The organism is Pseudomonas fluorescens (genome assembly GCF_902497855.1).
Classification (GTDB): Bacteria; Pseudomonadota; Gammaproteobacteria; order Pseudomonadales; family Pseudomonadaceae; genus Aquipseudomonas; species Aquipseudomonas fluorescens_BI.
The window spans coordinates 176,184-198,681 of record NZ_CABVHU010000014.1 but is presented as its reverse complement, the minus strand read 5'-3'; the positions used below and the strand labels follow the sequence as shown (position 1 = coordinate 198,681).

At 59.2% G+C, this 22,498-nt stretch carries 23 protein-coding genes and 2 tRNA genes; 17 read left to right on the top strand and 8 right to left on the bottom strand.

Annotated features, from left to right (window positions below; all coding sequences use genetic code 11):
- Window positions 1–15: 15 nt before the first annotated feature.
- On the top strand, window positions 16–1,335 hold the full coding sequence (locus F8N96_RS25685) for a Vps62-related protein (RefSeq protein WP_150800187.1): 1,320 nt from the start codon (window positions 16–18) through the stop codon (window positions 1,333–1,335).
- On the opposite strand, the gene F8N96_RS25680 is transcribed toward F8N96_RS25685, so the two are convergent.
- The 6 genes from F8N96_RS25680 to hisB form a co-directional block, all read right to left on the bottom strand.
- Window positions 1,316–2,071 carry a substrate-binding periplasmic protein gene (locus F8N96_RS25680; protein WP_150800186.1) on the bottom strand — a complete coding sequence of 252 codons (756 nt, stop codon included), beginning with the start codon at window positions 2,069–2,071 and terminating at the stop codon, window positions 1,316–1,318. The two genes, F8N96_RS25685 and F8N96_RS25680, sit on opposite strands and share 20 nt — an antisense overlap.
- Window positions 2,072–2,151: 80 nt before the next feature.
- Entirely contained in the window at window positions 2,152–2,922 is a 771-nt protein-coding gene (gene hisF, locus F8N96_RS25675) for an imidazole glycerol phosphate synthase subunit HisF (protein WP_007949037.1), read from the bottom strand.
- Between the two features lie 9 nt (window positions 2,923–2,931).
- Complete coding sequence (hisA, locus tag F8N96_RS25670) at window positions 2,932–3,669, bottom strand: 1-(5-phosphoribosyl)-5-[(5-phosphoribosylamino)methylideneamino]imidazole-4-carboxamide isomerase (protein WP_033058290.1); 738 nt, start codon at window positions 3,667–3,669, stop codon at window positions 2,932–2,934.
- Window positions 3,670–3,711: 42 nt separating this feature from the next.
- Complete coding sequence (locus tag F8N96_RS25665; protein ID WP_050682512.1) at window positions 3,712–3,969, bottom strand: DUF2164 domain-containing protein; 258 nt, start codon at window positions 3,967–3,969, stop codon at window positions 3,712–3,714.
- The gene (hisH, locus tag F8N96_RS25660) at window positions 3,970–4,608 is read right to left on the bottom strand and encodes an imidazole glycerol phosphate synthase subunit HisH (protein ID WP_150800185.1); all 639 of its coding nucleotides are present in this window, start codon (window positions 4,606–4,608) and stop codon (window positions 3,970–3,972) included.
- Complete coding sequence (gene hisB / locus F8N96_RS25655; protein WP_064680593.1) at window positions 4,608–5,201, bottom strand: imidazoleglycerol-phosphate dehydratase HisB; 594 nt, start codon at window positions 5,199–5,201, stop codon at window positions 4,608–4,610. The genes hisH and hisB overlap by 1 nt, the downstream gene beginning before the upstream one ends.
- A gap of 238 nt (window positions 5,202–5,439) precedes the next feature.
- Between hisB and F8N96_RS25650 the strand changes: the two genes are divergently transcribed.
- The 4 genes from F8N96_RS25650 to F8N96_RS25635 all read left to right on the top strand — a co-directional run bounded on the left by F8N96_RS25650 (window position 5,440) and on the right by F8N96_RS25635 (window position 9,177).
- The gene (locus F8N96_RS25650) at window positions 5,440–7,665 is read left to right on the top strand and encodes an AsmA family protein (protein WP_150800184.1); all 2,226 of its coding nucleotides are present in this window, start codon (window positions 5,440–5,442) and stop codon (window positions 7,663–7,665) included.
- Entirely contained in the window at window positions 7,662–8,729 is a 1,068-nt protein-coding gene (gene mutY, locus F8N96_RS25645; protein WP_150800183.1) for an A/G-specific adenine glycosylase, read from the top strand. Before F8N96_RS25650 ends, mutY begins: the two co-directional genes overlap by 4 nt.
- A complete protein-coding gene (locus F8N96_RS25640) occupies window positions 8,726–8,998 on the top strand; it encodes an oxidative damage protection protein (protein ID WP_150800182.1) in 273 nt (90 codons plus the stop codon). The genes mutY and F8N96_RS25640 overlap by 4 nt, the downstream gene beginning before the upstream one ends.
- A gap of 103 nt (window positions 8,999–9,101) precedes the next feature.
- Window positions 9,102–9,177, top strand: a tRNA-Phe gene (locus F8N96_RS25635).
- 111 nt (window positions 9,178–9,288) lie between these two features.
- On the opposite strand, the gene F8N96_RS25630 is transcribed toward F8N96_RS25635, so the two are convergent.
- Entirely contained in the window at window positions 9,289–9,738 is a 450-nt protein-coding gene (locus tag F8N96_RS25630) for a carboxypeptidase regulatory-like domain-containing protein (protein ID WP_150800181.1), read from the bottom strand.
- A 261-nt stretch (window positions 9,739–9,999) separates the two neighbouring features.
- Here F8N96_RS25630 and F8N96_RS25625 point away from each other — a divergent pair, with 261 nt between their 5' ends.
- The 4 genes from F8N96_RS25625 to F8N96_RS25610 are packed head-to-tail and all read left to right on the top strand — an operon-like array spanning window position 10,000 to window position 13,015.
- The gene (locus F8N96_RS25625; RefSeq protein WP_150800180.1) at window positions 10,000–11,079 is read left to right on the top strand and encodes a PDDEXK nuclease domain-containing protein; all 1,080 of its coding nucleotides are present in this window, start codon (window positions 10,000–10,002) and stop codon (window positions 11,077–11,079) included.
- Window positions 11,080–11,127: 48 nt separating this feature from the next.
- Window positions 11,128–12,102 carry an alpha/beta fold hydrolase gene (locus F8N96_RS25620; RefSeq protein WP_150800179.1) on the top strand — a complete coding sequence of 325 codons (975 nt, stop codon included), beginning with the start codon at window positions 11,128–11,130 and terminating at the stop codon, window positions 12,100–12,102.
- A 37-nt stretch (window positions 12,103–12,139) separates the two neighbouring features.
- Window positions 12,140–12,556, top strand: a complete 417-nt coding sequence (locus tag F8N96_RS25615) for a hypothetical protein (RefSeq protein WP_150800178.1) — start codon at window positions 12,140–12,142, stop codon at window positions 12,554–12,556.
- Between the two features lie 6 nt (window positions 12,557–12,562).
- Window positions 12,563–13,015 carry a hypothetical protein gene (locus F8N96_RS25610; RefSeq protein ID WP_150800177.1) on the top strand — a complete coding sequence of 151 codons (453 nt, stop codon included), beginning with the start codon at window positions 12,563–12,565 and terminating at the stop codon, window positions 13,013–13,015.
- A 75-nt stretch (window positions 13,016–13,090) separates the two neighbouring features.
- Here F8N96_RS25610 and gabP read toward each other — a convergent pair whose 3' ends face one another.
- The gene (gabP, locus tag F8N96_RS25605; RefSeq protein ID WP_150800176.1) at window positions 13,091–14,482 is read right to left on the bottom strand and encodes a GABA permease; all 1,392 of its coding nucleotides are present in this window, start codon (window positions 14,480–14,482) and stop codon (window positions 13,091–13,093) included.
- 562 nt (window positions 14,483–15,044) lie between these two features.
- On the opposite strand from gabP, the gene F8N96_RS25600 reads away from it, so the two are divergent.
- From F8N96_RS25600 to F8N96_RS25565, 8 genes are all read left to right on the top strand, one after another.
- A complete protein-coding gene (locus F8N96_RS25600; RefSeq protein WP_150800175.1) occupies window positions 15,045–15,818 on the top strand; it encodes an ABC transporter ATP-binding protein in 774 nt (257 codons plus the stop codon).
- 13 nt (window positions 15,819–15,831) lie between these two features.
- The gene (locus F8N96_RS25595) at window positions 15,832–16,578 is read left to right on the top strand and encodes an ABC transporter substrate-binding protein (protein WP_150800174.1); all 747 of its coding nucleotides are present in this window, start codon (window positions 15,832–15,834) and stop codon (window positions 16,576–16,578) included.
- A gap of 78 nt (window positions 16,579–16,656) precedes the next feature.
- Entirely contained in the window at window positions 16,657–17,352 is a 696-nt protein-coding gene (locus tag F8N96_RS25590; protein ID WP_150800173.1) for an ABC transporter permease, read from the top strand.
- Complete coding sequence (locus F8N96_RS25585; RefSeq protein WP_150800172.1) at window positions 17,349–18,038, top strand: ABC transporter permease; 690 nt, start codon at window positions 17,349–17,351, stop codon at window positions 18,036–18,038. The genes F8N96_RS25590 and F8N96_RS25585 overlap by 4 nt, the downstream gene beginning before the upstream one ends.
- Window positions 18,019–19,248 carry a methyltransferase gene (locus F8N96_RS25580; protein ID WP_150800171.1) on the top strand — a complete coding sequence of 410 codons (1,230 nt, stop codon included), beginning with the start codon at window positions 18,019–18,021 and terminating at the stop codon, window positions 19,246–19,248. The genes F8N96_RS25585 and F8N96_RS25580 overlap by 20 nt, the downstream gene beginning before the upstream one ends.
- A 300-nt stretch (window positions 19,249–19,548) precedes the next feature.
- Entirely contained in the window at window positions 19,549–20,790 is a 1,242-nt protein-coding gene (locus tag F8N96_RS25575; RefSeq protein WP_150800170.1) for a nucleoside deaminase, read from the top strand.
- 129 nt (window positions 20,791–20,919) lie between these two features.
- Window positions 20,920–20,995: transfer RNA gene (locus F8N96_RS25570), tRNA-Thr, on the top strand.
- Window positions 20,996–21,166: 171 nt separating this feature from the next.
- Window positions 21,167–22,489 (top strand): tyrosine-type recombinase/integrase, encoded by a 1,323-nt coding sequence (locus F8N96_RS25565; RefSeq protein WP_150800169.1) that lies wholly within the window; start codon window positions 21,167–21,169, stop codon window positions 22,487–22,489.
- The last annotated feature ends 9 nt before the right edge of the window (window positions 22,490–22,498 follow it).

The window sequence follows — 22,498 nt, the reverse complement described above, 5'->3', positions numbered from 1 at the left end:
CTATCAGGATTGATCATGAACACCAATGACGATGTCGCATTGCCCGCGAGGCAAATGGAATCATTAACAGTAGAAAACCTGCTGATCAACTTCACGACGGAGTTTCACCGGATCTGGGATACCAAGGGCTCGAAGGCAAAACCAGGGGCCTTTTGGCGCCCAACCCCGGCCCCTGATGCACTACCTGGCTTTTTCCCGCTGGGCGACCTTGCCGTCTCCGGACACGACAACATCAACGGAAAAAGAGTGATGGCGGTTGTCTGTGAGGGTGATCCGCAGAGCGAGGGTGCCACCAAAGGAAAAGCACTCAGCCGGCCCGATGACTATGAACAAGTCTGGAAAGATTCGGGTTCAGGATCCAGGACGGACGGTTCGATATGGCGTCCGATCCCTCCTGATGGCTATGTGGCGTTGGGGCTGGTGTGCTCCAACAACCATGAAAAGCCTTCGCTCAATGCAGTACGTTGTGTCCGGGCAGACCTGGTGATCGCGTCAAGCGTCGGCGACGAGATCTGGGACGACAGGGGCAGTGGCGCCGAACAGAACTTCAGCGCCTGGAGCACCGATCCTCCGGCCGCAGCGGCGGGAGAAATCTACTTTGCATCGGGCACCTTCATCGGTGCCGCCAGCTTTTCCAAACCTGCGACACACGTCGCTGCTTATTCATTGCGGATGCAAATCCCCCTCCAGACAAATCCCGCACCAGAAGTTCCCGTGCTCACGGGCTTCAGTGCTTCTCCACCACATGAATCATTCGAGGCCACTCAGGTTGCCACCATTCCCTGGTTCGCAGTGGAAGACGATGCCCTGGAACCTATCGAAAAATTAACCAGATCACCGCTCTACCAGTTGGAAAGAACAGACAGGTACGTGCTGGTCGGGTATGGCCATAACACAGGAACCAAGGGCAGGTTTTTCAGATGGACAGCGCATTGGGTTCTGGACCGTACCCTACTGCGGATATTCACCGACAACACATCCATACAGTTCAGAACCGAGTGGCCAATCGCGACGTCGGGGCGTGTCTTACCAATAAAATTCTCGGCAAGATTGAGCAAGAGTTTCACTCGCACCGAAACATCATCCAGCGGATGGATGACATCTAAATCTGTAGAAGTCGTCGCCATCGTTCCGAAAAACAAGACCCTGGCGGTATATCAGCTGCAGAGCCACTACGAGCTTCTGCGCAAAGACGGCACACAGGTTGGGGTCAACATCGCTTACACCGATAGCGACAGTTTCTACCTGGCCGAATATCCGCCTGAGGTAGACAGTGAACCCAGCGCCACTCTGCCAGAGGCAGACGTGTCGGCAGCTACAAATACCGCGCCATGATCTCTTCGACCACACCGTCCTTGCGCATCTGATCCAGCGCAGCCTGCAACTTGGCGACGGCATCGTCCGGAACGTTCCTGTTCAGTGCCAGGTACAGCTCTGCGCTGTTGAAACGCAGAACGGTCTTGAGTCCGGTCACCCCGTCCTGGCGTGCCAGATAGCGCCCGGCGGGGTCACCGGTGGCCCAGAGGTCGATCTGGCCATTGACCAGTTTTTTGGCATTATCCTGATCGCGCAGCACCACTACCGGTTTCAAGCCTTGTTTGGCCAGCGTCTCGGCAATCGCATCGCCCTTGTAAGCACCGATCTTGTACTTGCGCGCGTCGTTCAGGGTAGCGAGGGTGATCTTGCTGTCCGCCTTGGCCAGCATGATCCAGTCATCCGGACCGATCGGGCCGACCCACTTGAAGAGTTTCTCGCGGTCCGGCAACCGTGCCATCACGAACACGCCATAACCGGGTTTCTCGAGGGCGATCTTGTAGATCCGCTCCCAGGGGAAACGTAGCGTCAGGTTGTAGGTGATGTCGGCGCGCTTGAACATTTCGCGGACGATGTCCACGGCGATGCCATCGATGTTCTCGTCCTGAGCGAAATTCTTGCCGTTCTTTGCCATGTTGTAGGGCGGGAAATTTTCCGTCAGCAGCACCAGGTCGGTGTCGGGACTTTCTACCGCTTGAGCCCCGTTGACGAGCAACAGAGAAGCGCTGGCGAGGGCAAGGAGAAGGCGTCTAAGCATGTCTGGCTACCGAAATCCATGGCGTGCTCAAGAGTGCCTTGAGCCCGCCATGCTGTCCACTGGCCTGGCATCGATATGTTTTAGCGCATTACGATTCCGCGATGAGCCATGTAGGCCTTGGCTTCCTGCACGGTGTATTCGCCAAAGTGGAAAATACTTGCCGCCAGCACCGCGCTGGCGTGGCCTTCGAGGATGCCGTCGGCCAGATGCTGCAGGTTGCCTACACCGCCGGAAGCGATGACCGGAATGCCCAGGGCATCGCTGATGGCACGGGTGACCCCCAGGTCAAAGCCGTTTTTCATGCCGTCCTGGTCCATGCTGGTCAGCAGGATTTCACCGGCACCGAGGCCTTCCATTTTTTTCGCCCACTCCACCGCGTCGAGACCGGTGGGTTTGCGGCCGCCGTGGGTGAAAATTTCCCAGCGCGGGGTTTCGCCCGGCAGTGAAACTTTCTTGGCGTCGATGGCAACGACAATGCATTGCGAACCGAAATGCTGCGCCGCTTCGCCAACGAACTCCGGATTGAATACTGCAGCGGTGTTGATCGAAACCTTGTCCGCGCCGGCATTCAGCAAATTACGAATGTCCTGCACGGTGCGCACGCCGCCACCCACGGTCAGCGGGATGAACACCTGGCTGGCCATGCGCTCGACGGTGTGGAGCGTGGTGTCGCGGCCATCGACGCTGGCGGTGATGTCGAGAAAGGTAATTTCGTCGGCACCTTGCTCGTCGTAGCGGCGGGCGATTTCCACCGGGTCACCGGCATCGCGGATGTTCTCGAACTTGACGCCCTTGACCACCCGGCCGTTATCCACGTCCAGGCAAGGGATGATGCGTTTGGCCAGCGCCATGGTCAGTCCTCAGCCTTTGTACGAATCGCAGAAAGCTTGCGCTTCAGCGACATCGAGAGTGCCTTCGTAGATCGCCCGACCGGTGATGGCGCCGATGATGCCTGGCGCTTTCGCGTCGAGCAGCGACTTGATGTCACCGAGGTTGTGGATGCCACCGGAAGCGATGACCGGGATCTTCGTCGCAGCGGCCAGCGCAGCGGTGAACGGAACGTTGCAGCCCTGCATCATGCCGTCTTTGGCGATGTCGGTATAAACGATCGCAGACACGCCGTCGGCTTCGAACTGCTTGGCCAGGTCGATCACCTGGATGGTGCTGATTTCAGCCCAGCCGTCGGTAGCGACGAAACCGTCCTTGGCATCCAGACCGACAATCACCTTGCCCGGGAACGCTCGGCAGGCTTCAGCGACGAAGGCCGGATCTTTCACGGCTTTAGTGCCGATGATCACGTAGCTCACGCCCGCTTTCACGTAGTGCTCGATGGTTTCCAGGGAGCGGATCCCGCCGCCGATCTGGATCGGCAGGTTTGGATAGCGCTTGGCGATGGCGGTGACCACTTCGCCGTTGACCGGCTGGCCTTCGAAGGCGCCGTTCAGGTCGACCAGATGCAGACGGCGGCAACCGCCCTCCACCCACTTGGCAGCCATGCTCACCGGGTCATCGGAGAACACCGTGGAATCTTCCATGCGGCCCTGGCGCAGACGAACACAGGCACCGTCTTTAAGATCGATAGCGGGAATAATCAGCATCTGGCAAACCTTCAAATTCGATTGTTCAGCTTCGCTCGAAAATCAGTTTTTCTCGAGCGCCCACAAGTCGCTTTCGATGCTTTCGAACCTCTCTTTGAGGTGCGTCTGCACATCGAAAATCGCCCTGTTGTAATAGTGCGGCGCAATTTCACGGGTAAACAGCTCAAGGATTTCGGCCGCTTCGAACGAACCCAGGTCCAGTTCGAAGCGATCCTCCATAAAGCGTTTGATCTTCTGGTTGGCCTCGTTCTCCTGTTCTGGAGTAAGGGTCAGGATCGGCGGCTTTTTCTTGACGGCCATTTACCAGCGACCGTCCCACGCGGCGAAGTTCTGCAGCAATTGCAGGCCATGGGTATGGCTCTTCTCCGGGTGGAACTGCACGGCGAAACGCGAGCCGTCGGCCAGCGCCGCGGCAAAATCGACACCGTAGTGACCGCCACCCACCACCTGCCGCGGATTGCCGGCAGCGATGTAGTAGCTGTGTACGAAGTAAAATCGCGCCAGGTCCGGGATGTTGTGCCACAGCGGGTGCGCGACCGTCTGTTTCACTTCGTTCCAGCCCATGTGCGGCACTTTCAAGTGTTCGCCGTCTTCGTGCAAACCCTTGCCGAAGAACTTCACCTGGCCCGGAAACAGGCCGATGCATTCGACGCCGTCGTTCTCTTCACTGCTGTCGAGCAAGGCTTGCATGCCGACGCAGATGCCGAGGAACGGACGGTCCTGGCTGACTTCACGCACCAGCGAATCGAAACCCAGACGACGGATTTCCGCCATGCAATCGCGGATCGCGCCGACACCGGGGAATACCACCCGGTCGGCTTCGCGAATCACATCGGCATCGCTGGTGATCAAGACCTTGCCGGCACCGACGTGCTCGAGGGCCTTGGCCACCGAGTGCAGGTTGCCCATGCCGTAATCGATAACCGCGACCGTCTGCATTACAGAACGCCTTTGGTCGACGGCATCTGACCGGCCATGCGGTCATCCAGCTCTACGGCCATGCGCAGTGCGCGGCCGAAAGCCTTGAACACGGTTTCGATCTGGTGGTGGGTGTTGTGCCCACGCAGATTGTCGATGTGCAGGGAGACGTTGGCATGGTTGACGAAGCCCTGGAAGAACTCCTGGAACAGGTCAACATCAAAACCGCCAACGGTGGCGCGGGTAAAAGGAACATGCATCTGCAGGCCCGGACGGCCGGAGAAGTCGATCACCACGCGCGACAGCGCTTCATCGAGCGGCACGTAGGCATGGCCGTAGCGACGGATGCCTTTCTTGTCGCCGATGGCTTTGGTGAAAGCCTGACCCAGGGTGATACCGACATCCTCCACAGTGTGGTGGTCGTCGATATGCAGGTCGCCCTTGCTGACAATATCCAGGTCGATCAGCCCGTGACGGGCGATCTGGTCCAGCATGTGCTCAAGAAAAGGAACACCGATATCAAATCGGGCCTTTCCGGTGCCATCCAGGTTGATCGAGGCTTTGATCTGGGTTTCCAGAGTGTCGCGCTCGACAGACGCCATACGTTCGGCCATCACCAGCTCCGCAAAAATCATTGGGCGAAAAAGGCAACCATTATAGGGGCGCGGGCCGGAAACAGAAACACGAGAGGTGATATCACTGACGGACTGAATTCAGTGCCGTCGGCGATAGACATGTCCATACAACCAGGAATCATGATGAATGCCTGCATCATCACTGACCGATCACCCGTTTCGGAGCGCTATACTCCCCGGCTAAATTCGAATTCGACTAACTACAAAGGACTCGCCCATGAAAGCGTTCGGCAAAATCCTGGGTCTGGTACTTCTCGGGCTGTTGCTGATCATTGTGGCGCTGGGCTTTGCCCTGACCCACCTCTTCGATCCCAACGACTATAAAGACGAGATTCGCCAGATTGCCCGCGACAAGGCCCACATCGAGCTGACGCTCAATGGCGATATCGGCTGGAGCCTGTTTCCCTGGCTGGGCCTGGAATTGCACGAAGCCAGTGTCGCGACCCTGGCCAAGCCCACCGAGCCGTTCGCTGACCTGCAGATGCTGGGCCTCTCGGTGCGCGTGCTGCCGCTGCTGCGCCGTGAAGTGCAGATGAGTGACGTGCGCGTCGAAGGCCTGAACCTGCGCCTGAATCGCGACAAGAATGGCCACGGTAATTGGGAAGACATCGGCAAGGTCCCGGCGCCTGCCACCCCGGACACACCGCCCGCCACCAGCGAAGCTCCAGCGCCGGAGACCACCGCCCAAGCGGAAAAACCGGCCCAGCCGATCCGCCTGGACATCGACAGCCTGACCGTCAACAACGCCCGCGTTGAATACAGCGACGAAAAAACCGGCAAGCTGTTCAGCGCCGAAAGCATCCAGCTCAGCACCGGTCCGGTCCACGACTCGACCAATATTCCGATCAAACTCACCGCGTTTCTCGGCACCAACCAACCGGTTTTGCGCGTACGTACCGAGCTCAATGGCGAACTGCGCTTCGAGCGTGCGCTGCAACGCTACAAGTTCGAAGACATGAAACTTTCCGGCGAAGTCGCCGGCGATCCGCTGCAAGGCAAGACCATCACCTTCGCCGCCCAGGGCCAGCTGCTGCTGGATAAAGCGGCCAACGTCGCCGAATGGACCGGCATCAAGCTATCCGCCAACCAACTGCGCGCATTGGGTGAACTGAAGGTCAACGACCTCGACAAGACCCCGCAAATCAGCGGCGGCCTGTCGATTGCCCAATTCGACCTGGCGAAGTTCGTCGACAGCATCGGCCAGAAACTCCCGGCCATGGCTGAAGGCAGCCTGAGCAAATTCGAACTGGCCAGCCGTCTTTCCGGTACACCGACCAGCGTGTCGTTCGACGACATCAACCTGAAGGTCGATGACAGCACCTTCAGCGGTCGTATTGCCGTCGAGGATTTCGCCAAACAATCGCTGCGGGCGAGCCTCAAGGCGGACACCTTCAACGTTGATCGTTACTTGCCGCCAAAATCCGCCGAAGCCAACAGCGCGAAACAGGTGCGTGAGGCCGAAGTCGCCAGCACCGAGGCCAATGCCATGGCCGGTGCGGGCAGCACTCCACTGCCGCAATCACCGACCAAAGGCCCGTGGAGCACTGCGCGGCTACTGCCGGTGGAACGCCTGAGCAAACTCGATGTGAACGCCGACCTGACCTTCGGCCAACTGACCCTCGACAAACTGCCGATCCAGAACGCTGCACTCAAGGCCACCGGCCTGGGCGGCCTGCTGACCCTGGAAAACCTGCGCGGCAACCTGTACGACGGCAACTTCGAAGCCAAGGGTACCCTGGACGTACGCCAGTCGGTGCCTACGCTGAACATGCAGACGCACATCAACCAGGTACCGGTAGAAAAAATCCTCGAAAGCCAGGGTAAAAATCCGCCAGTCAAGGGCCTGGTCACGCTCAACAGCAACCTGACCGGCAGCGGCAACAGTCAGAGCGCGCTGATCGACAGCCTCAACGGCAACGCCAGTTTCGTCATCAACAATGGCGTATTGCTCAATGCCAATCTCGAACAGCAACTGTGCAAAGGCATCGCCACCCTCAACCGCAAAACCCTCAGCGGCGAGCCACGGGGCAAGGACACGCCGTTCCAGGAGCTCAAGGGCAACCTGACCTTGCGTAATGGCGTGGCCAGCAACCCGGACCTGAAAGTGCGCATCCCGGGCATGACCGTCAACGGTGACGGCGATGTCGACCTGCGAGTGCTGGGCATGGATTACCGCGTGGGCATCATCGTCGAAGGCGACAAGAGCGACATGCCGGACCCGGCCTGCCAGGTCGGCGAGAAATTCGTCGGCATCGAATGGCCGCTCCGCTGCCGTGGTCCGCTGGAACTGGGCGCCAAGGCCTGTCGCCTCGATAACGAACGCATGGGCCAGGTCGCGGGCAAAATGGCCGGCGACAAAATCGGCGAAAAAATCGATGAGAAGCTGGGCGACAAGGTCAGTCCTGAACTGAAAGACGCACTGAAAGGGCTGTTCAAGCGATGAAAGCCGAGCAGTTCTCTTCGGCGGTACTGGACTGGTACGACCACCACGGCCGCCACGATTTGCCCTGGCAACAGGGCATCACCCCGTATCGGGTGTGGGTCTCGGAAATCATGTTGCAGCAAACCCAGGTCAGCACGGTGTTGAATTACTTCGACCGCTTCATGGCGTCATTGCCGACGGTCGAAGCCCTGGCCGCCGCACCGGAGGACGAAGTGCTGCACCTGTGGACCGGCCTCGGTTATTACACCCGCGCGCGCAACTTGCAGAAGACCGCGAAGATTGTCGTTGCCGACTATGGCGGCGAGTTTCCCCGGGATGTCGAAAAGCTGACGGACCTGCCGGGCATCGGCCTGTCCACCGCGGGCGCCATCGCCAGCCTGAGCATGGGCTTGCGGGCGCCGATCCTCGATGGCAACGTCAAACGGGTGCTGGCGCGCTTTACCGCGCAAGAGGGTTATCCGGGCGAGCCCAAGGTCGCGAAACAGCTGTGGGCCAATGCCGAGCGCTTTACGCCCCATGATCGGGTCAACGCCTACACCCAGGCGATGATGGACCTGGGCGCCACGCTCTGCACCCGCAGCAAGCCGAGCTGCCTGCTGTGCCCGCTGGAAAAGGGCTGCGAAGCGCACATGCTCGGCCTGGAGACCCGCTACCCGATCCCCAAGCCGCGCAAGGCCATCCCACAGAAGCGCACGCTGATGCCGATGCTCGCCAACGGCGAAGGCGCGATCCTGCTTTACCGGCGCCCTTCCACGGGCCTGTGGGGCGGTCTCTGGAGCCTGCCTGAACTCGACGACCTCGATGACCTGCAACATCTGGCAGCGCAGCACTCGCTGGCGCTGGGCAGCCAACAGGCACTGCCGAGCCTGATCCACACCTTCAGCCATTTCCAACTGGCTATCGAACCCTGGCTGGTTCAGGTCCAGGAGGCCGGCCATCACGTGGCCGAGGCCGACTGGCTCTGGTATAACCTCGCCACCCCGCCGCGCCTGGGCCTTGCCGCCCCGGTCAAAACCTTGCTCGAACGCGCGGCTGCCGTATTGAACGCAGGAGAGTCGTCATGACCCGCACCATCATGTGCCGCAAGTACAAAGAACAATTGCCCGCCTTGGAGCGCGCTCCATTCCCGGGCGCCAAAGGCCAGGACATTTTTGACCACGTCTCGGCCAAGGCCTGGGCCGACTGGCAAAAACACCAGACCCTGCTGATCAACGAAAAACGCCTGAACATGATGAACGCCGAAGACCGCAAATATCTTCAGGGCGAGATGGACAAGTTCTTTTCCGGTGAGGAATACGCCAAGGCTGACGGCTACGTTCCGCCGGCTGAATAACCCCGCTTTCTCGGGGGTCGGATCGTAAGCGACGGTAATAATTAAATTTTTTTTGAAAACTTGCTTGACGACCCCCTGAAAAACCCGTTTAATGCGCCCCGTTGCCCAGATAGCTCAGTCGGTAGAGCAGGGGATTGAAAATCCCCGTGTCGGCGGTTCGATTCCGTCTCTGGGCACCAAATACCGAAAACCCTGAATCGCAAGATTCAGGGTTTTTTTATGCCCGGGATTTGATGGGCTCCGATTTTCATCGCCCAGTCTCGCAGTGCTTTTGCCTCTTTCATCCACAACTATTCGTTGCTGTTCCAATGAAAGACCAGATTGTGAGCTGCTCCGCTTCCCACCTCCGCCGTATCACGTCGCTCCTCGCCATTGCGCGTTGCGACAACGGTATATTTGCCTGGGGGCAACTGAACGTACACCAACGGACCTGCCTGACTCAGGGTCAGCACGGTTTGCCCCTGGGCTTTCTGAATGAGCACATCCACATCGGGGACGTATTTGTTTTCCGGCCCGATAGCGAACGTCATGTGCAGGTTGTAGCCAGTAGTCTGCTGGATCGCCTTCGCCTCATCCTCGCCAACTCCACCGGAGAGGTAGGTAATTCCGTTTTGCTCCTGTCGTTGAACTTGCACGCCTGAACTGTCGATCGGCTCCAGGCTGGCCGCCTGCAACATCATGGGAAACATCAGTAACCCCACGGCAGCGAGCGGCAAAATGAACGTATGGACATGTTTCATGATGGGCACTCCCGGGCTCCGCAGAACCCAATCGTTACCTTGTCTTTGATTTCCCTGTGCCCGGCCGGTTTTAGAATGATTCGGCCTTGATCACACTGCGAAATGGACTACAGGCTGTACTGCTCAAGCAGGGTGTGCCGTCGGAGCGATCCCGCAAAACCAATCGAGCTTTCCTTCTCATTTCCCGGACACGCCCGGCATCGTCGACCCACCCGCCTCTGCAATCCTCTTCTGCCTGTTCATCCATTTGCGGAAGACTTCATGAGCGCACTCAGGCCCGATAACACTCAAGATCCCCAACTCGCCTCGCTACTTGGCAATCTTGGCGAATTGATCCGTGATGCACGCCAGAAGGTGCTGCGAGCGGTCGATACGGTCCAGGTACAAACCTGCTGGCAGATCGGCAGGCATATTGTGGAGTTCGAGCAAGAGGGGGCTCGGCGGGCGGCATACGGCAAGCGATTGCTACCAACACTGGCGAAAGTTCTTACCACAGATTTCGGAAAAGGATTTGATGAGCGAAACCTGAGGTATATGCGCGTTTTTTATCAGACCTTCCCGATTTGGAACGCAGTGCGTTCCGAATTGAGCTGGACCCACTATCGCCGATTGCTGCGCGTCGATAACGAACACGCCCGCCATTGGTACATGAATGAATCAGCCATCCAAAACTGGTCATCTCGCGCCCTGGAACGCCAGATCAACACCCTCTACTACGAGCGCCTGCTGACAAGCCGCGACCGTCCTGCCGTCGAGCACGAAGCCGCCACCCACATCCAGAACATGAAGGCACACCCACGTGATTTCATCAGGGACCCGGTAATACTCGAGTTTCTTGGAATGCCCAACGCAGGCTTGACCCAGGAAACCAATCTCGAACAAGCATTGATCCATCAGCTTCAGGCCTTCCTTCTCGAACTGGGCAAAGGCTTTGCCTTCATCGCCCGCCAACAACGCATCAGCACTGACAGCAAAGATTTCTACATCGACCTGGTGTTCTACAACTACCTGCTCAAGTGCTTCGTTATCTTCGATCTCAAGCGCGGCGAGCTGACTCATCAGGATGTCGGCCAGATGGACATGTACGTGCGAATGTACGACGACCTGAAACGAGGAGCGGAGGATGGCCCCACCGTCGGCATCATTCTCTGCGCGCAAAAAGACGAGTCAGTGGTGCGCTATTCGGTACTGGAAGGCAACGAGCAACTGTTCGCCAGCAAGTACAAGCTAGTGCTGCCCAGCGAAGAAGAGCTGCGTGCGGAACTGGATCGGGAGCGGGCCGCAATTGAAGAGCGACTGCTCGATCAGGCACCCGGATCCATACGGATGGATTGTCCATAAGCTGCGCGAGGACTATCGTTGGCAGCTACCCGCAAAGGTCCGAAGCCGATGAACTTGCAGGACATGCCACCGCTGGCGCCCTCTCAAATCGTGTTGTCGCCGCCCACCGCCACTGCTGGCGAAGCGTTCAGGGAGCCTGCCACAGACGGGTTCATCCTCGGCGGTTTCACCTGGCGGCACGCCTCTGGGGACCTCGCGCGTCCGATCGTCATCATCAACGCCGCCACCTCGGTTCGCTGCCGGCATTACTCGCGCTTTGCCGACTACCTGTTCGCCAACGGCTTCGACGTCATCACTTATGACTACCGCGGCATCGGCGAATCGCGCCCTGGGTCATTAAAGGATCTGGACGCTTCATGGTCCGACTGGGGCGCGCTGGATTTCGAGGCGATGCTCAAGCGCGCTCAGCGCGAGTTCCCCGGCCAGCCCATCGATGTCGTCGGCCACAGCTTTGGAGGCTGTGCAGCGGGCCTGGGAGCTTCTGGGCACCTGATCCGGCGCCTGGTGACCGTGGGTGCGCAATTTGCCTACTGGCGCGACTATGCACCCGCTCATCGCTGGCGGATGTTCGGCAAGTGGCACCTGGTGATGCCTTTGCTGACGATGCTCTACGGTTACTTCCCCGGAAAACGCCTTGGCTGGCTGGAAGACACGCCCGCCGGCGTGGTTCGCGACTGGAGCATGCCCACCGCGCAATACGAAACGCGCCCCAGCGGTCGCGTAATCATCGATAACGCCGGCGAGCTGCCCTTCGCCTCAGTGACAGCCAAAACCCTGGCCATCAGCATCAGCGACGATCCTTACGGCACAATCCCGGCCATAGAACGCCTGCTCGGCTACTTCAGCAATAGCACGAACACCCACCTGCGAATCGCCCCCGAAGACATTGGCGAAGAAGAAGTCGGACATTTCGCCTTTTTTCGCAGCTCATACCAAGCCACACTATGGCCCATTGCATTGTCCTGGCTGCAAAGCGGCGAACTGGTCCCCGATATCCCCGGGCGGCTAGTGCCACGCAGCTGATCGACTTGCCCACTCAACGAAATACGGAACGACGCCCATGGCCTCCGCCAACAAGCAGCAAAAACGCGCCACCCGCGCCAAAGCCAAGGCCAAGCAGAACCGCACCCAACGGGTTGCCGCGCCGGTCGAGCTGGACCCGAACGACGACCGCATCGACTTCGAGTCGGTGGACCTGACCGACCTGTTCAAAGAAATGATCGAGGCGCAAAAAATCAGCCAGCAAGCCATGTGCGCAGCCTTTCTTGAACACCCGCTGCTCGCGCTGGTGCTCGAGCAGGAAGGCGAAGAAACAGCGACAGACTTCATCATCGGCGCGCTGATCGAGTACCGCCAATGGTCCACCGAAACGGACGAAGCCGGCGCCCTGGCGTGGATCGAATCCCCGGCCTTCCAGGCAGATTACGTGGCCGCATCCGAAATCATCGCAGCCCAAAACCAACAGAAACCGAACTGAGTTCCCATGGCCTCCCTGAACAAGCAACAGAAACGCGCCAAACGCGCCAAGATCAAAGCCAGACAAATCAACATCCACGGCAGAAAACCCGCCGCACTGGACGATGACCTGGGCGAAATCGGCGAGCCGATCCCGGAATACACCCTGGCGATGTTCAGCAAAATGCGCGACGTGGAAGCCACCAGCCGCGACGTCATGCTGCAGACCTTGCTGTCGAACCTCGCCGAGATCATCAGCGACCATCCGGACCTACTGGACATGGAAAACGCCGACAACGAAGCCATGGCCGCCACCCACCTGGCTGCCGACATGCTGATCGACTACCGCATGTGGGCCGACGGCATGGATCGCGATGCGGCCCAGGCCTGGCTGACCGATCCACAATTCATCACCGACTTCGGCAAAGCGCTGGACAGCTATCGCCAGACGCTGGATGCGCAGGAAGAAAAGGGCGAGTAACCGCCCTGCCCTTCAAAAACAAAAACGGCCGCTTGTCATCACTGACAGCGGCCGTTTTGCGTCACAGGGTACGAGTCAGTTCAGCACCACCGCACCCAGCTTCTGCAGCTTGCGACGGCGAGCCACCAGCAATCCGGTAGCCACGACCAACACGCTCAGCAGGCCGGTCGCGAGGATCTCAACGCGATGGGCTTCCTGGAACAGCATGATCGTCAGGATGCCGACGATGAACACGATTACCGCGTAGGTCAGGCCAGGGAACAGCCACATCCGGAAAGCAATCTTCTCACCGGCAATCACGCGCTTCTGACGCATGCGCAGCTGGGAAACCGCGATCACCAGATACACCAGCAACGCGATGGCGCCGGAGCTGGCCAGCAGGAACTCGAACACGGCGGCCGGCGCCACGTAGTTGGCGAATACCGCGAGGAAGGCGGCTGCGGTGGACAGGATCACGGCCCAATACGGCGTGCCGCTGCCATTGGTGCGCGTGGACACGGCCGGTGCATCGCCGCGTTTGCCCAGGGAGAACAGCATCCGCGAGGCGGTGTAGAGCGCCGAGTTCAGGCAGCTGGTCACGGCAACCAATACCACGATGTCGACGATCAGCTTGGCGTTCGGGATGCCCATGCGCTCAAGCACAGTCTGGTAGGAACCGACAGCGGCCAGTACCGGGTCATTCCAGGGCACCAGCGCCACAACGATGAAGATCGACACGAGGTAGAACAAGCCGATCCGCCAGATCACCGAGTTGGTGGCCTTGGAGATTTGCTGGCCCGGGTTCTTCGATTCCGCGGCCGCGATGGTCACGATTTCGGTACCCATAAAGGAGAACATGGTCGTCAGCATCGCTGCCAACACGGCACCCATACCGTTGGGCAGGAAGCCTTGGGTATCGAACAGGTGCGAGACGCCGCTGACCTGGCTGGTCGGCAGGAAGCCGAAGATCGCCAGAACGCCGAGGACGATGAAACCGATGATCGCCAGGACTTTGACCAGGGCGAACCAGAATTCGAATTCACCGTAGTTTTTCACGCTGAACAGGTTGGTCACCGTCAGCAGCAAGGTGATGACCAGGGTGAACGCCCAGATCGCCACGTTGGGGAACCAGGCATGCAGGATGGTTGCGGCGGCGTTGGCCTCCAGCGGGATGACCAGCACCCAGAACCACCAGTAGAGCCAGCCGATGGTGAAACCGGCCCAGTGACCGATCGCACGATCGGCATAGGTGGAGAAGGAGCCGGTGTCCGGCGAAGCGACAGCCATTTCGCCGAGCATGCGCATCACCAGCACCACCAGGGTACCGGCGGCCGCATAGGCCAACAGCACAGCCGGGCCGGCGGCAGCGATAGCGTGGCCGGAGCCGACGAACAGGCCGGCACCGATAACCCCGGCGATCGACAGCATGGTCACATGACGCGGTTTGAGCCCCTGTTCGAGGCCATTGGAGCTTGGGGTACTGCTCATTGAAACTACCTTTGTAAGGAAAAGCGAATGCGTACATCCCGCCGGCGTTCCTTCTTGTAAAAAGAAACCAACGGAGCGTTCCTTATTCTGCACGCAATAATTGCGCCAAAATGTTACAAACTCCCCAAAACCGGGGCCTGTAGCGAGACTGGGTAGTTATCGCAAGTCATTGAAATGCATGGCACTTTGCCAGATCGTTACCCTGCGACCCATTTCAAGAACGAAACGGCGCACCGGAAACACACCCGAAAAATACTCGACGCACACTAAAAGTGCAGATCCGCAACGTTTGGGCGGTTAGCGCTTCCAACACCCCGTCAAAGCTGGCAACATCGCGCCCCTTTTTGTGACACCCACCACGCTTTTTTATGTAGCAGCAGGGTTCAAACAACTGTTCGGTTGATAGCAGCGCGACAGTCTGCTGTACCGATGCGACAACCTGCCACACGCCACCCGTTTACCGCTCGTAGCGCTGTTGGCTGCCATTCAGACGCTATGCTAGCTTGGCCGCCTCGCCAGGAAGGCCACCAACAGCAGGAGCGAAACACTATGAGGAACGCACATGGCTGAGGCCGCGCCCGCGCTTGAAATCCGCAACTTGCACAAACGCTACGGACAGCTAGAGGTGCTCAAAGGCATTTCGCTGACCGCCCGCGACGGCGACGTGATCTCGATCCTGGGTTCCTCCGGTTCCGGCAAGTCCACGTTCCTGCGCTGCATCAACCTGCTGGAAAACCCGCACCAGGGCCAGATCCTGGTGGCCGGTGAAGAACTCAAGCTCAAGGCCGCGAAGAACGGCGAACTCGTGGCGGCCGACAGCAAGCAGATCAATCGTCTGCGTAGCGAGATTGGTTTTGTGTTTCAAAACTTTAATCTGTGGCCGCACATGAGCGTGCTCGACAACATCATCGAAGCCCCGCGCCGCGTGCTCGGTCAAAGCAAAGCGCAAGCCATCGAAGTCGCCGAAGCATTGCTGGCCAAGGTCGGCATCGCCGACAAACGCCACGCCTACCCGTCGCAACTCTCGGGCGGTCAACAGCAACGCGCAGCTATCGCCCGCACCCTGGCGATGCAACCCAAGGTGATTCTGTTCGACGAACCCACCTCTGCCCTTGACCCGGAAATGGTCCAGGAAGTACTTAATGTCATCCGTGCATTAGCCGAAGAAGGCCGCACCATGCTGCTGGTCACCCATGAAATGGGGTTCGCCCGTCAGGTCTCCAGCGAAGTGGTGTTCCTCCATCAGGGCCTGGTAGAAGAGCAAGGATCGCCACAGCAGGTGTTCGAAAGCCCGCTTTCGGCGCGCTGCAAACAATTCATGTCCAGCAACCGCTAACGGAGCTACCCGCATGCAGAACTACAAAAAGATCTTCCTGGCTGCTGCCGTCACCCTGGCCTTCAGCGCCGGTGCCGCTGCCGAGACCTTGAAGATGGGCATCGAAGCGGCCTACCCGCCGTTCAACAACAAAGATGCCAGTGGCAATGTCGTCGGCTTCGACAAAGAAATCGGCGACGCCCTGTGCGCCAAGATGAAAGTCGAATGCACCGTGGTCACGTCCGATTGGGACGGCATCATCCCGGCCCTGAACGCCAAGAAGTTCGACTTCCTGATCTCCTCGATGTCGATCACCGACGAGCGCAAGCAAGCGGTGGACTTCACCGACCCGTACTACTCCAACAAATTGCAATTCATTGCGCCGAAAAACGTCGACTTCAAAACCGACAAGGATTCCCTGCAAGGCAAAGTGATCGGCGCCCAACGTGCGACCCTCGCCGGCACCTGGCTGGAAGACAACATGGAAGGCGTTGAAGTCAAACTCTACGACACCCAGGAAAACGCCTACCTCGACCTGACTTCCGGTCGCCTGGACGGCATCCTGGCCGACAAGTACGTCAACTATGAATGGCTGAAAAGCGACGCCGGCCGCTCTTACGAATTCAAGGGCGACCCGGTGGAAGAAAGCGACAAGATCGGTATCGCAGTACGTAAAGGCGACGCGATCCGCGAGAAGCTGAACACCGCACTGAAAGAAATCGTCGCTGACGGCACCTACAAGAAGATCAACGACAAGTACTTCCCTTTCAGCATCTATTGATTCTGACTTGCCTGACGGGCGTCGTTCGCTGACGGCGCCCGTCCCTGGCATTGCCTGCCGCGATTTGAAAAGACATCCATGACTATCGATCTCTACGGATTCGGCCCGGCGCTCGCCGCTGGCGCGCTGATGACTGTGAAACTGGCACTCTGCGCCTTGTGCGTGGGGCTGGTGCTCGGTCTGCTCGGCGCCTTGGCCAAGACTTCCCCGTACAAGCCGCTGCAATGGCTTGGCGGCACTTATTCGACCCTGGTGCGTGGCATCCCGGAATTACTCTGGGTGCTGTTGATCTACTTCGGCACGGTCAACCTGATGCGTGCCCTGGGCGAGTTCTTCGGCAACCCCGACCTCGAACTCAACGCCTTCGCCGCTGGCGTGATTGCGCTGGGCCTGTGCTTCGGCGCCTACGCCACGGAAGTGTTTCGTGGCGCCATCCTGGCGATTCCCAAAGGACACCGTGAAGCCGGCATGGCCTTGGGCCTCTCGAAGTTTCGCATCTTCACCCGGTTGATCATGCCGCAGATGTGGCGCATCGCCCTGCCGGGCCTGGGCAACCTGTTCATGATCCTGATGAAGGACACCGCACTGGTGTCGGTCATCGGCCTGGAAGAAATCATGCGCCACGCGCAAATCGGCGTGACCGTGTCCAAGCAACCATTCACCTTCTATATGGTGGCCGCCTTCATGTACCTGGGCCTGACCATTCTGGCCATGACCGGTATGCACTTCATGGAACGACGCGCCGCTCGCGGCTTCGCGAGGAGCACCCAATGAACTGGGAAGTCATCATCAAATGGCTGCCGAAACTGGCCCAGGGTGCGACCCTGACCCTGGAACTGGTGGCCATCGCCGTGATCGCCGGGTTGCTCCTGGCGATCCCGTTGGGCATCGCCCGCTCATCGCGCCTCTGGTACGTGCGGGCAATTCCCTACGGCTACATCTTCTTTTTCCGAGGCACGCCGCTGCTGGTCCAGCTGTTCCTGGTCTACTACGGCCTGGCACAGTTCGACGCGGTCCGTAACAGCTCAATGTGGCCGTACCTGCGCGATCCGTTCTGGTGCGCCACCGCGACCATGACCCTGCACACCGCGGCCTACATCGCCGAGATCCTGCGCGGCGCGATCCAGGCGATTCCACCGGGCGAGATCGAAGCGGCGCGGGCGTTGGGCATGTCCAGGGCCAAGGCGCTGTTCTACATCATCCTGCCCCGGGCGGCGCGTATCGGCCTGCCGGCCTACAGCAACGAAGTGATCCTGATGCTCAAGGCCAGTGCCCTGGCGAGCACCGTGACCCTGCTGGAACTCACCGGCATGGCCCGCACCATCATTGCCCGGACCTATCTGCCGGTGGAGATTTTCTTCGCCGCGGGCATGTTCTACCTGCTGATGGCTTATGTGCTGGTACGCGGCTTCAAGCTGCTGGAGCGCTGGCTGCGCGTCGATGCCTGCCAGGGGCGCTGATGCCCGCGTGCTGACGGGCGAGGACTTGCTCGCCCGTTTCACCGCGCTGGATGCGTTTCTGGTCGAGCATCAGGCGCTGTGGAAACCTCGGCCGTTTACTCATCTGCAACTTCCATGGGAAGCGTCCTACCCGGAGTTGGCGCTCTGGCTACGGGAGCGGTCGTTGGAAGAGGCGGAAAACAGCCATAACCAACCTTGCTTGCTGGATGCGCCGCAGCCCTTTGCTTCACTGGCGGCGTTGTCCCGCGAGTTAAGCGCAGTGAATGAATTGCCGGCGCACGCGCTTGGAGCGCCCGGACACCGCTTGAATGTCGATGTGCCAGGGCGCAAGTGGCAGCAGATTGAGGCGTTCGCCAGTCGGCTGGCATTTACCTCTGCGCCTGAACATTGGCTGGATTGGTGTGCGGGCAAAGGACATTTGGGACGACGCTTGCTGCAAACCGGTCAGCAGCTGACTTGCCTGGAATCTGACCCGGCATTGGTCGCCAGCGGCCAGACCCTCAGCCAGCGTCATCACTTGCACGCGCTTCATGTCGAACAAGACGTACTCGCGCCGGGTGCCGCCGCCTTATTGAATGCTGACCATACGCCCGTAGCGCTGCACGCCTGCGGTGATCTGCATGTGCGCCTGATGCAACTCGCCAGCTCAGCGGGTTGCAAACAGATGGCCATTGCCCCCTGCTGCTACAACCGGATCCGTGCCAGTGCATATCAGGCGCTTTCGCTCCCGGCCAAGAGGTCCGGCTTGCAGCTGTCCCTCGATGACCTCTCGCTCCCAATGAGCGAAACCGTCACAGCCGGCACCCGCGTCCGACGCCAGCGCGACACCTCGATGGCCCGGCGCCTGGCCTTCGACCTGCTGCAACGGCAACTGCGCGGCATTGACGAATACCTGCCTACCCCTTCCCTGCCCAGTGCCTGGCTGGATATATCCTTCGCCGAATACTGCCATCATTTGGCCGCACTTAAAGACTTATCCACAATCGGACCGCAGGACTGGCCTGCCCTGGAAGTGTCCGGATGGCAGCGACTGGCCGAAGTACGCAACTTGGAGCTGCTGCGCGGACTTTTCCGACGCCCATTGGAGCTGTGGCTGAACCTCGATCGGGCGCTTTTCCTCTCCGAGCAGGCATACACCGTTCACCTCGGTACCTTCTGTGACACCCCGCTCACACCGCGTAATTTTCTGCTGCTCGCCGAGCGCGTTTAAAAACGCCTAAGCCTGTGGATAACTCTGTTGATGAAATTATCTCGGATCCAATATAGGCGGCTGTTTTGGCACTGAAACACAACTGTTCAATATTCGTACACCTATAAAAAAACCGCAAATACAGGCATTTGCGTGCATAAGAGAATAAGTCCGTAATTTTTTCTCTAAGCCGGTGTGGAAAATATCCTGTTGTGCATAAGCCTTAAGTCAAATCGACATAAACGTGCGCGCATATCCTCAACTATCTTTGCCAAGCGCCAGAATTGTCTGACGCTCAATCAGCAAGGAGCTGGGAAAAACATGAGCACATTGAACAGTGCACAGGAAGCCGTCGACACCGTCGCCAACCAGGCCATCGAGGCGGCGCTGCAGCAAACCTTCGCCGTGGGCGGCGCCATCATCAATAATGCCACCGGCGAAGTCATCGCCGCGCTGCATAACAACGTGCTGATGCCCTTTCCCGGCAGTGGCATCACCTACTTCCTGCCCCATGACCCGACCGCCCACGGTGAGCGACAGCTGGTGGACTGGTACTACGAGAACGTCGCGCCACTGAACCTGCCGCCCCCCAGCCAATTGACCGTCGTCACTACGCTGGACCCGTGCGCCATGTGCGCCGGTTCGCTACTGACCGCCGGCTTCAACGTCGCCGTCAGTGCGATCGATGACTACGCCGGTATCAACTACAACAGCCAATTCAACTTTCCGTCGCTACCGCCGCAGATCCGCCAACAGGCGCAAGACACCTGGGGCTACTACGCGATTGCGGCGCCGGTCAGCCGCGCCTATCAGGGCTCGAACAGTCCGGTGTTCGGTGGCGAGACCATCGATTCGGCGGCCTACTTCCTCACCAGCTCCATCTTCTCCGCCAGCGTCAACACCGTGCGCGAGGCCAGCAACAACAGCGGCCTGCCGCCGGACCAACTGCAAAACCCGGCAAACCTGCCGGCCAACAGCAAAGTGCGCCAGGCACTGACTGCACTCAGCCCGTTCGCCCTGACCATCCAATCGGCCAACCCCCGCGACCCCGGCGCAGAACTCGCCCCGGCGCTATTGAAGACTGCACAGCAAAGCACCGTCTTCAACTCAGTCGCCCTGATCGACCCGTTCGGCAACCTGCTGGTGTGCCAGGCCGGCGTCGAAAACCAGTCACCGATTCGCACCGCCTTCATGGAAACCACCCGCAACTACGCACTCCTGCGCTGGACCCTGATGAACGACCCCGACCCGGCCGTTCGCGCCCAGGCCGAGCAATACCTGACCCATCCGAAATACGGCACCTTCGTCTTCCTCTACGCCCCCGACCCCACCACACCGCAGGCCGTGATGACCTTCGGCGCCTACGGCTCGACCATGGAAGGCCCCGTACCGCAGAGCTATCCGTCCAACCTGCAATACGTCCTGCTGCCGGGCAACACCACCGCACAAACCTTGTCGACACTGGCCCAGAACCTGCCGCCGTTCTACACCCAAAGCGTGCAAGTAGCGCCCGCGCAGGTGCTGAACCAGGACCTGATCAACGCCGTTAAAAACGGCGTCTGAGGCGCTAAAGCAATTGCATTGGCCAGCCCCGCGCAAGCACTCGCGGGCCTGGCCTGACGCCTGCGCAAAAATAGTCTGAATTCAGGGGTTTACAGAACCATTCCAATCGCTATAATCGTCGCCCAACACGCCGGTATAGCTCAGTTGGTAGAGCAACTGACTTGTAATCAGTAGGTCCCGGGTTCGACTCCTGGTGCCGGCACCATATAAGGTTCCAGAGAAGGCTTTCAAAATCTCTGGAACCCTCGAAAAACCCGCCTTCTGGCGGGTTTTCTCGTTTTGGCGTTCCATCGGTTTCCGTCAGAAACTGGTGGATTCCAACCGTTTTAGGGGTAGTGTTAGGGGTAAGGTAATTCGATAAAGGGGGAGTACCCTTATGTCGCGCACCACTGCTCCACTCTCCGATTCGGCTTGCCGCTCAGCCAAGCCCACCGACCGCGCCTACAAGCTTTTCGACGGCGACGGCCTCTACCTTCTAGTCCAACCCAATGGCCGTAAAGGCTGGCGTCTCAGGTACATCAAGCCTGATGGACGCGAAGGACTGACCTCGTTCGGCAGCTATCCCGTGGTCGGCCTCGCCGATGCGCGCAACAAGCGCCTGGAGGTCAAGCGGATGCTGGCGAATGGCATCGACCCCATAGAGACCAAACACCAAGCCAAGACGCAGGCCGCAATCAAAGGCCGAACCTTTGAAAGCGCCGCACTGGACTGGCACGAAGCGATGTCTGCCAAATGGGCTCCGGGCCATGCCAAGACCGTCCTGAGCCGCCTCAAAACCCATGTCTTCCCGCTGATCGGCGCTCGCTCTATTGTCGATCTGGACACCCATGACCTGATGCAACCTCTGGAAGCGATCCAGAAACGCGGCACGATTGACGTCGCTTTAAGGGTACAAAACTATCTACAAAGCATCATGCGCGAGGCGAAACGTGCTCGACAGATCGCGGCAAACCCTGCCTCCGACCTTGAAGGTTTGATCAAAGCCCCCAGGGTGATTCACCGCCCTGCTTTACCCTTATCGCATCTGCCTGAATTGCAGGAGCGTATCGACACCTACAGAGGCCGCGCACTTACCCGGCTGACGGTCATGCTCTCGCTGCATGTGTTCGTCCGCTCCAGCGAACTTCGCTTCGCCCGCTGGAGCGAGTTCGACCTCAAGCGCGGCACTTGGGAGATACCGGACACTCGACCCGCACTGGACGGCGTCCCCTTTTCAACAAGGGGTACGAAGATGGCCGGGGATATCCACCTTGTACCCTTATCGCCGCAAGCCGTGACCCTGCTTGAACAGATCCACGCCCTCACCGGCAAATTCGATCTGGTGTTCGCAGGCGATGCCAAGCCTTGGAAGCCCATGTCTGAAAACACGGTGAACAGCGCACTCAGAAAAATGGGCTATGACACCAAAACCGAAATCTGCGGGCATGGATTTCGTTCGATGGCCTGTAGCGCGCTGATTGAATCAGGACTGTGGTCCGAGACCGCCATTGAAAGGCAGATGAGCCATAAAGAGCGGAACAACGTCCGCGCCGCTTACATCCACAAGGCAGAGTTCATCGAGGAGCGCAGGCTGATCATGAACTGGTGGAGCCGGTATCTGGAGGCCAACCGGCAGGAGCATGTCACCCCGCACGAATTTGCAAACCAGACCGGGACGAACGTCACGCGGCTCAAGGCGAAAAGCCGCTTGAGGGAGTAGGCCGTTAGC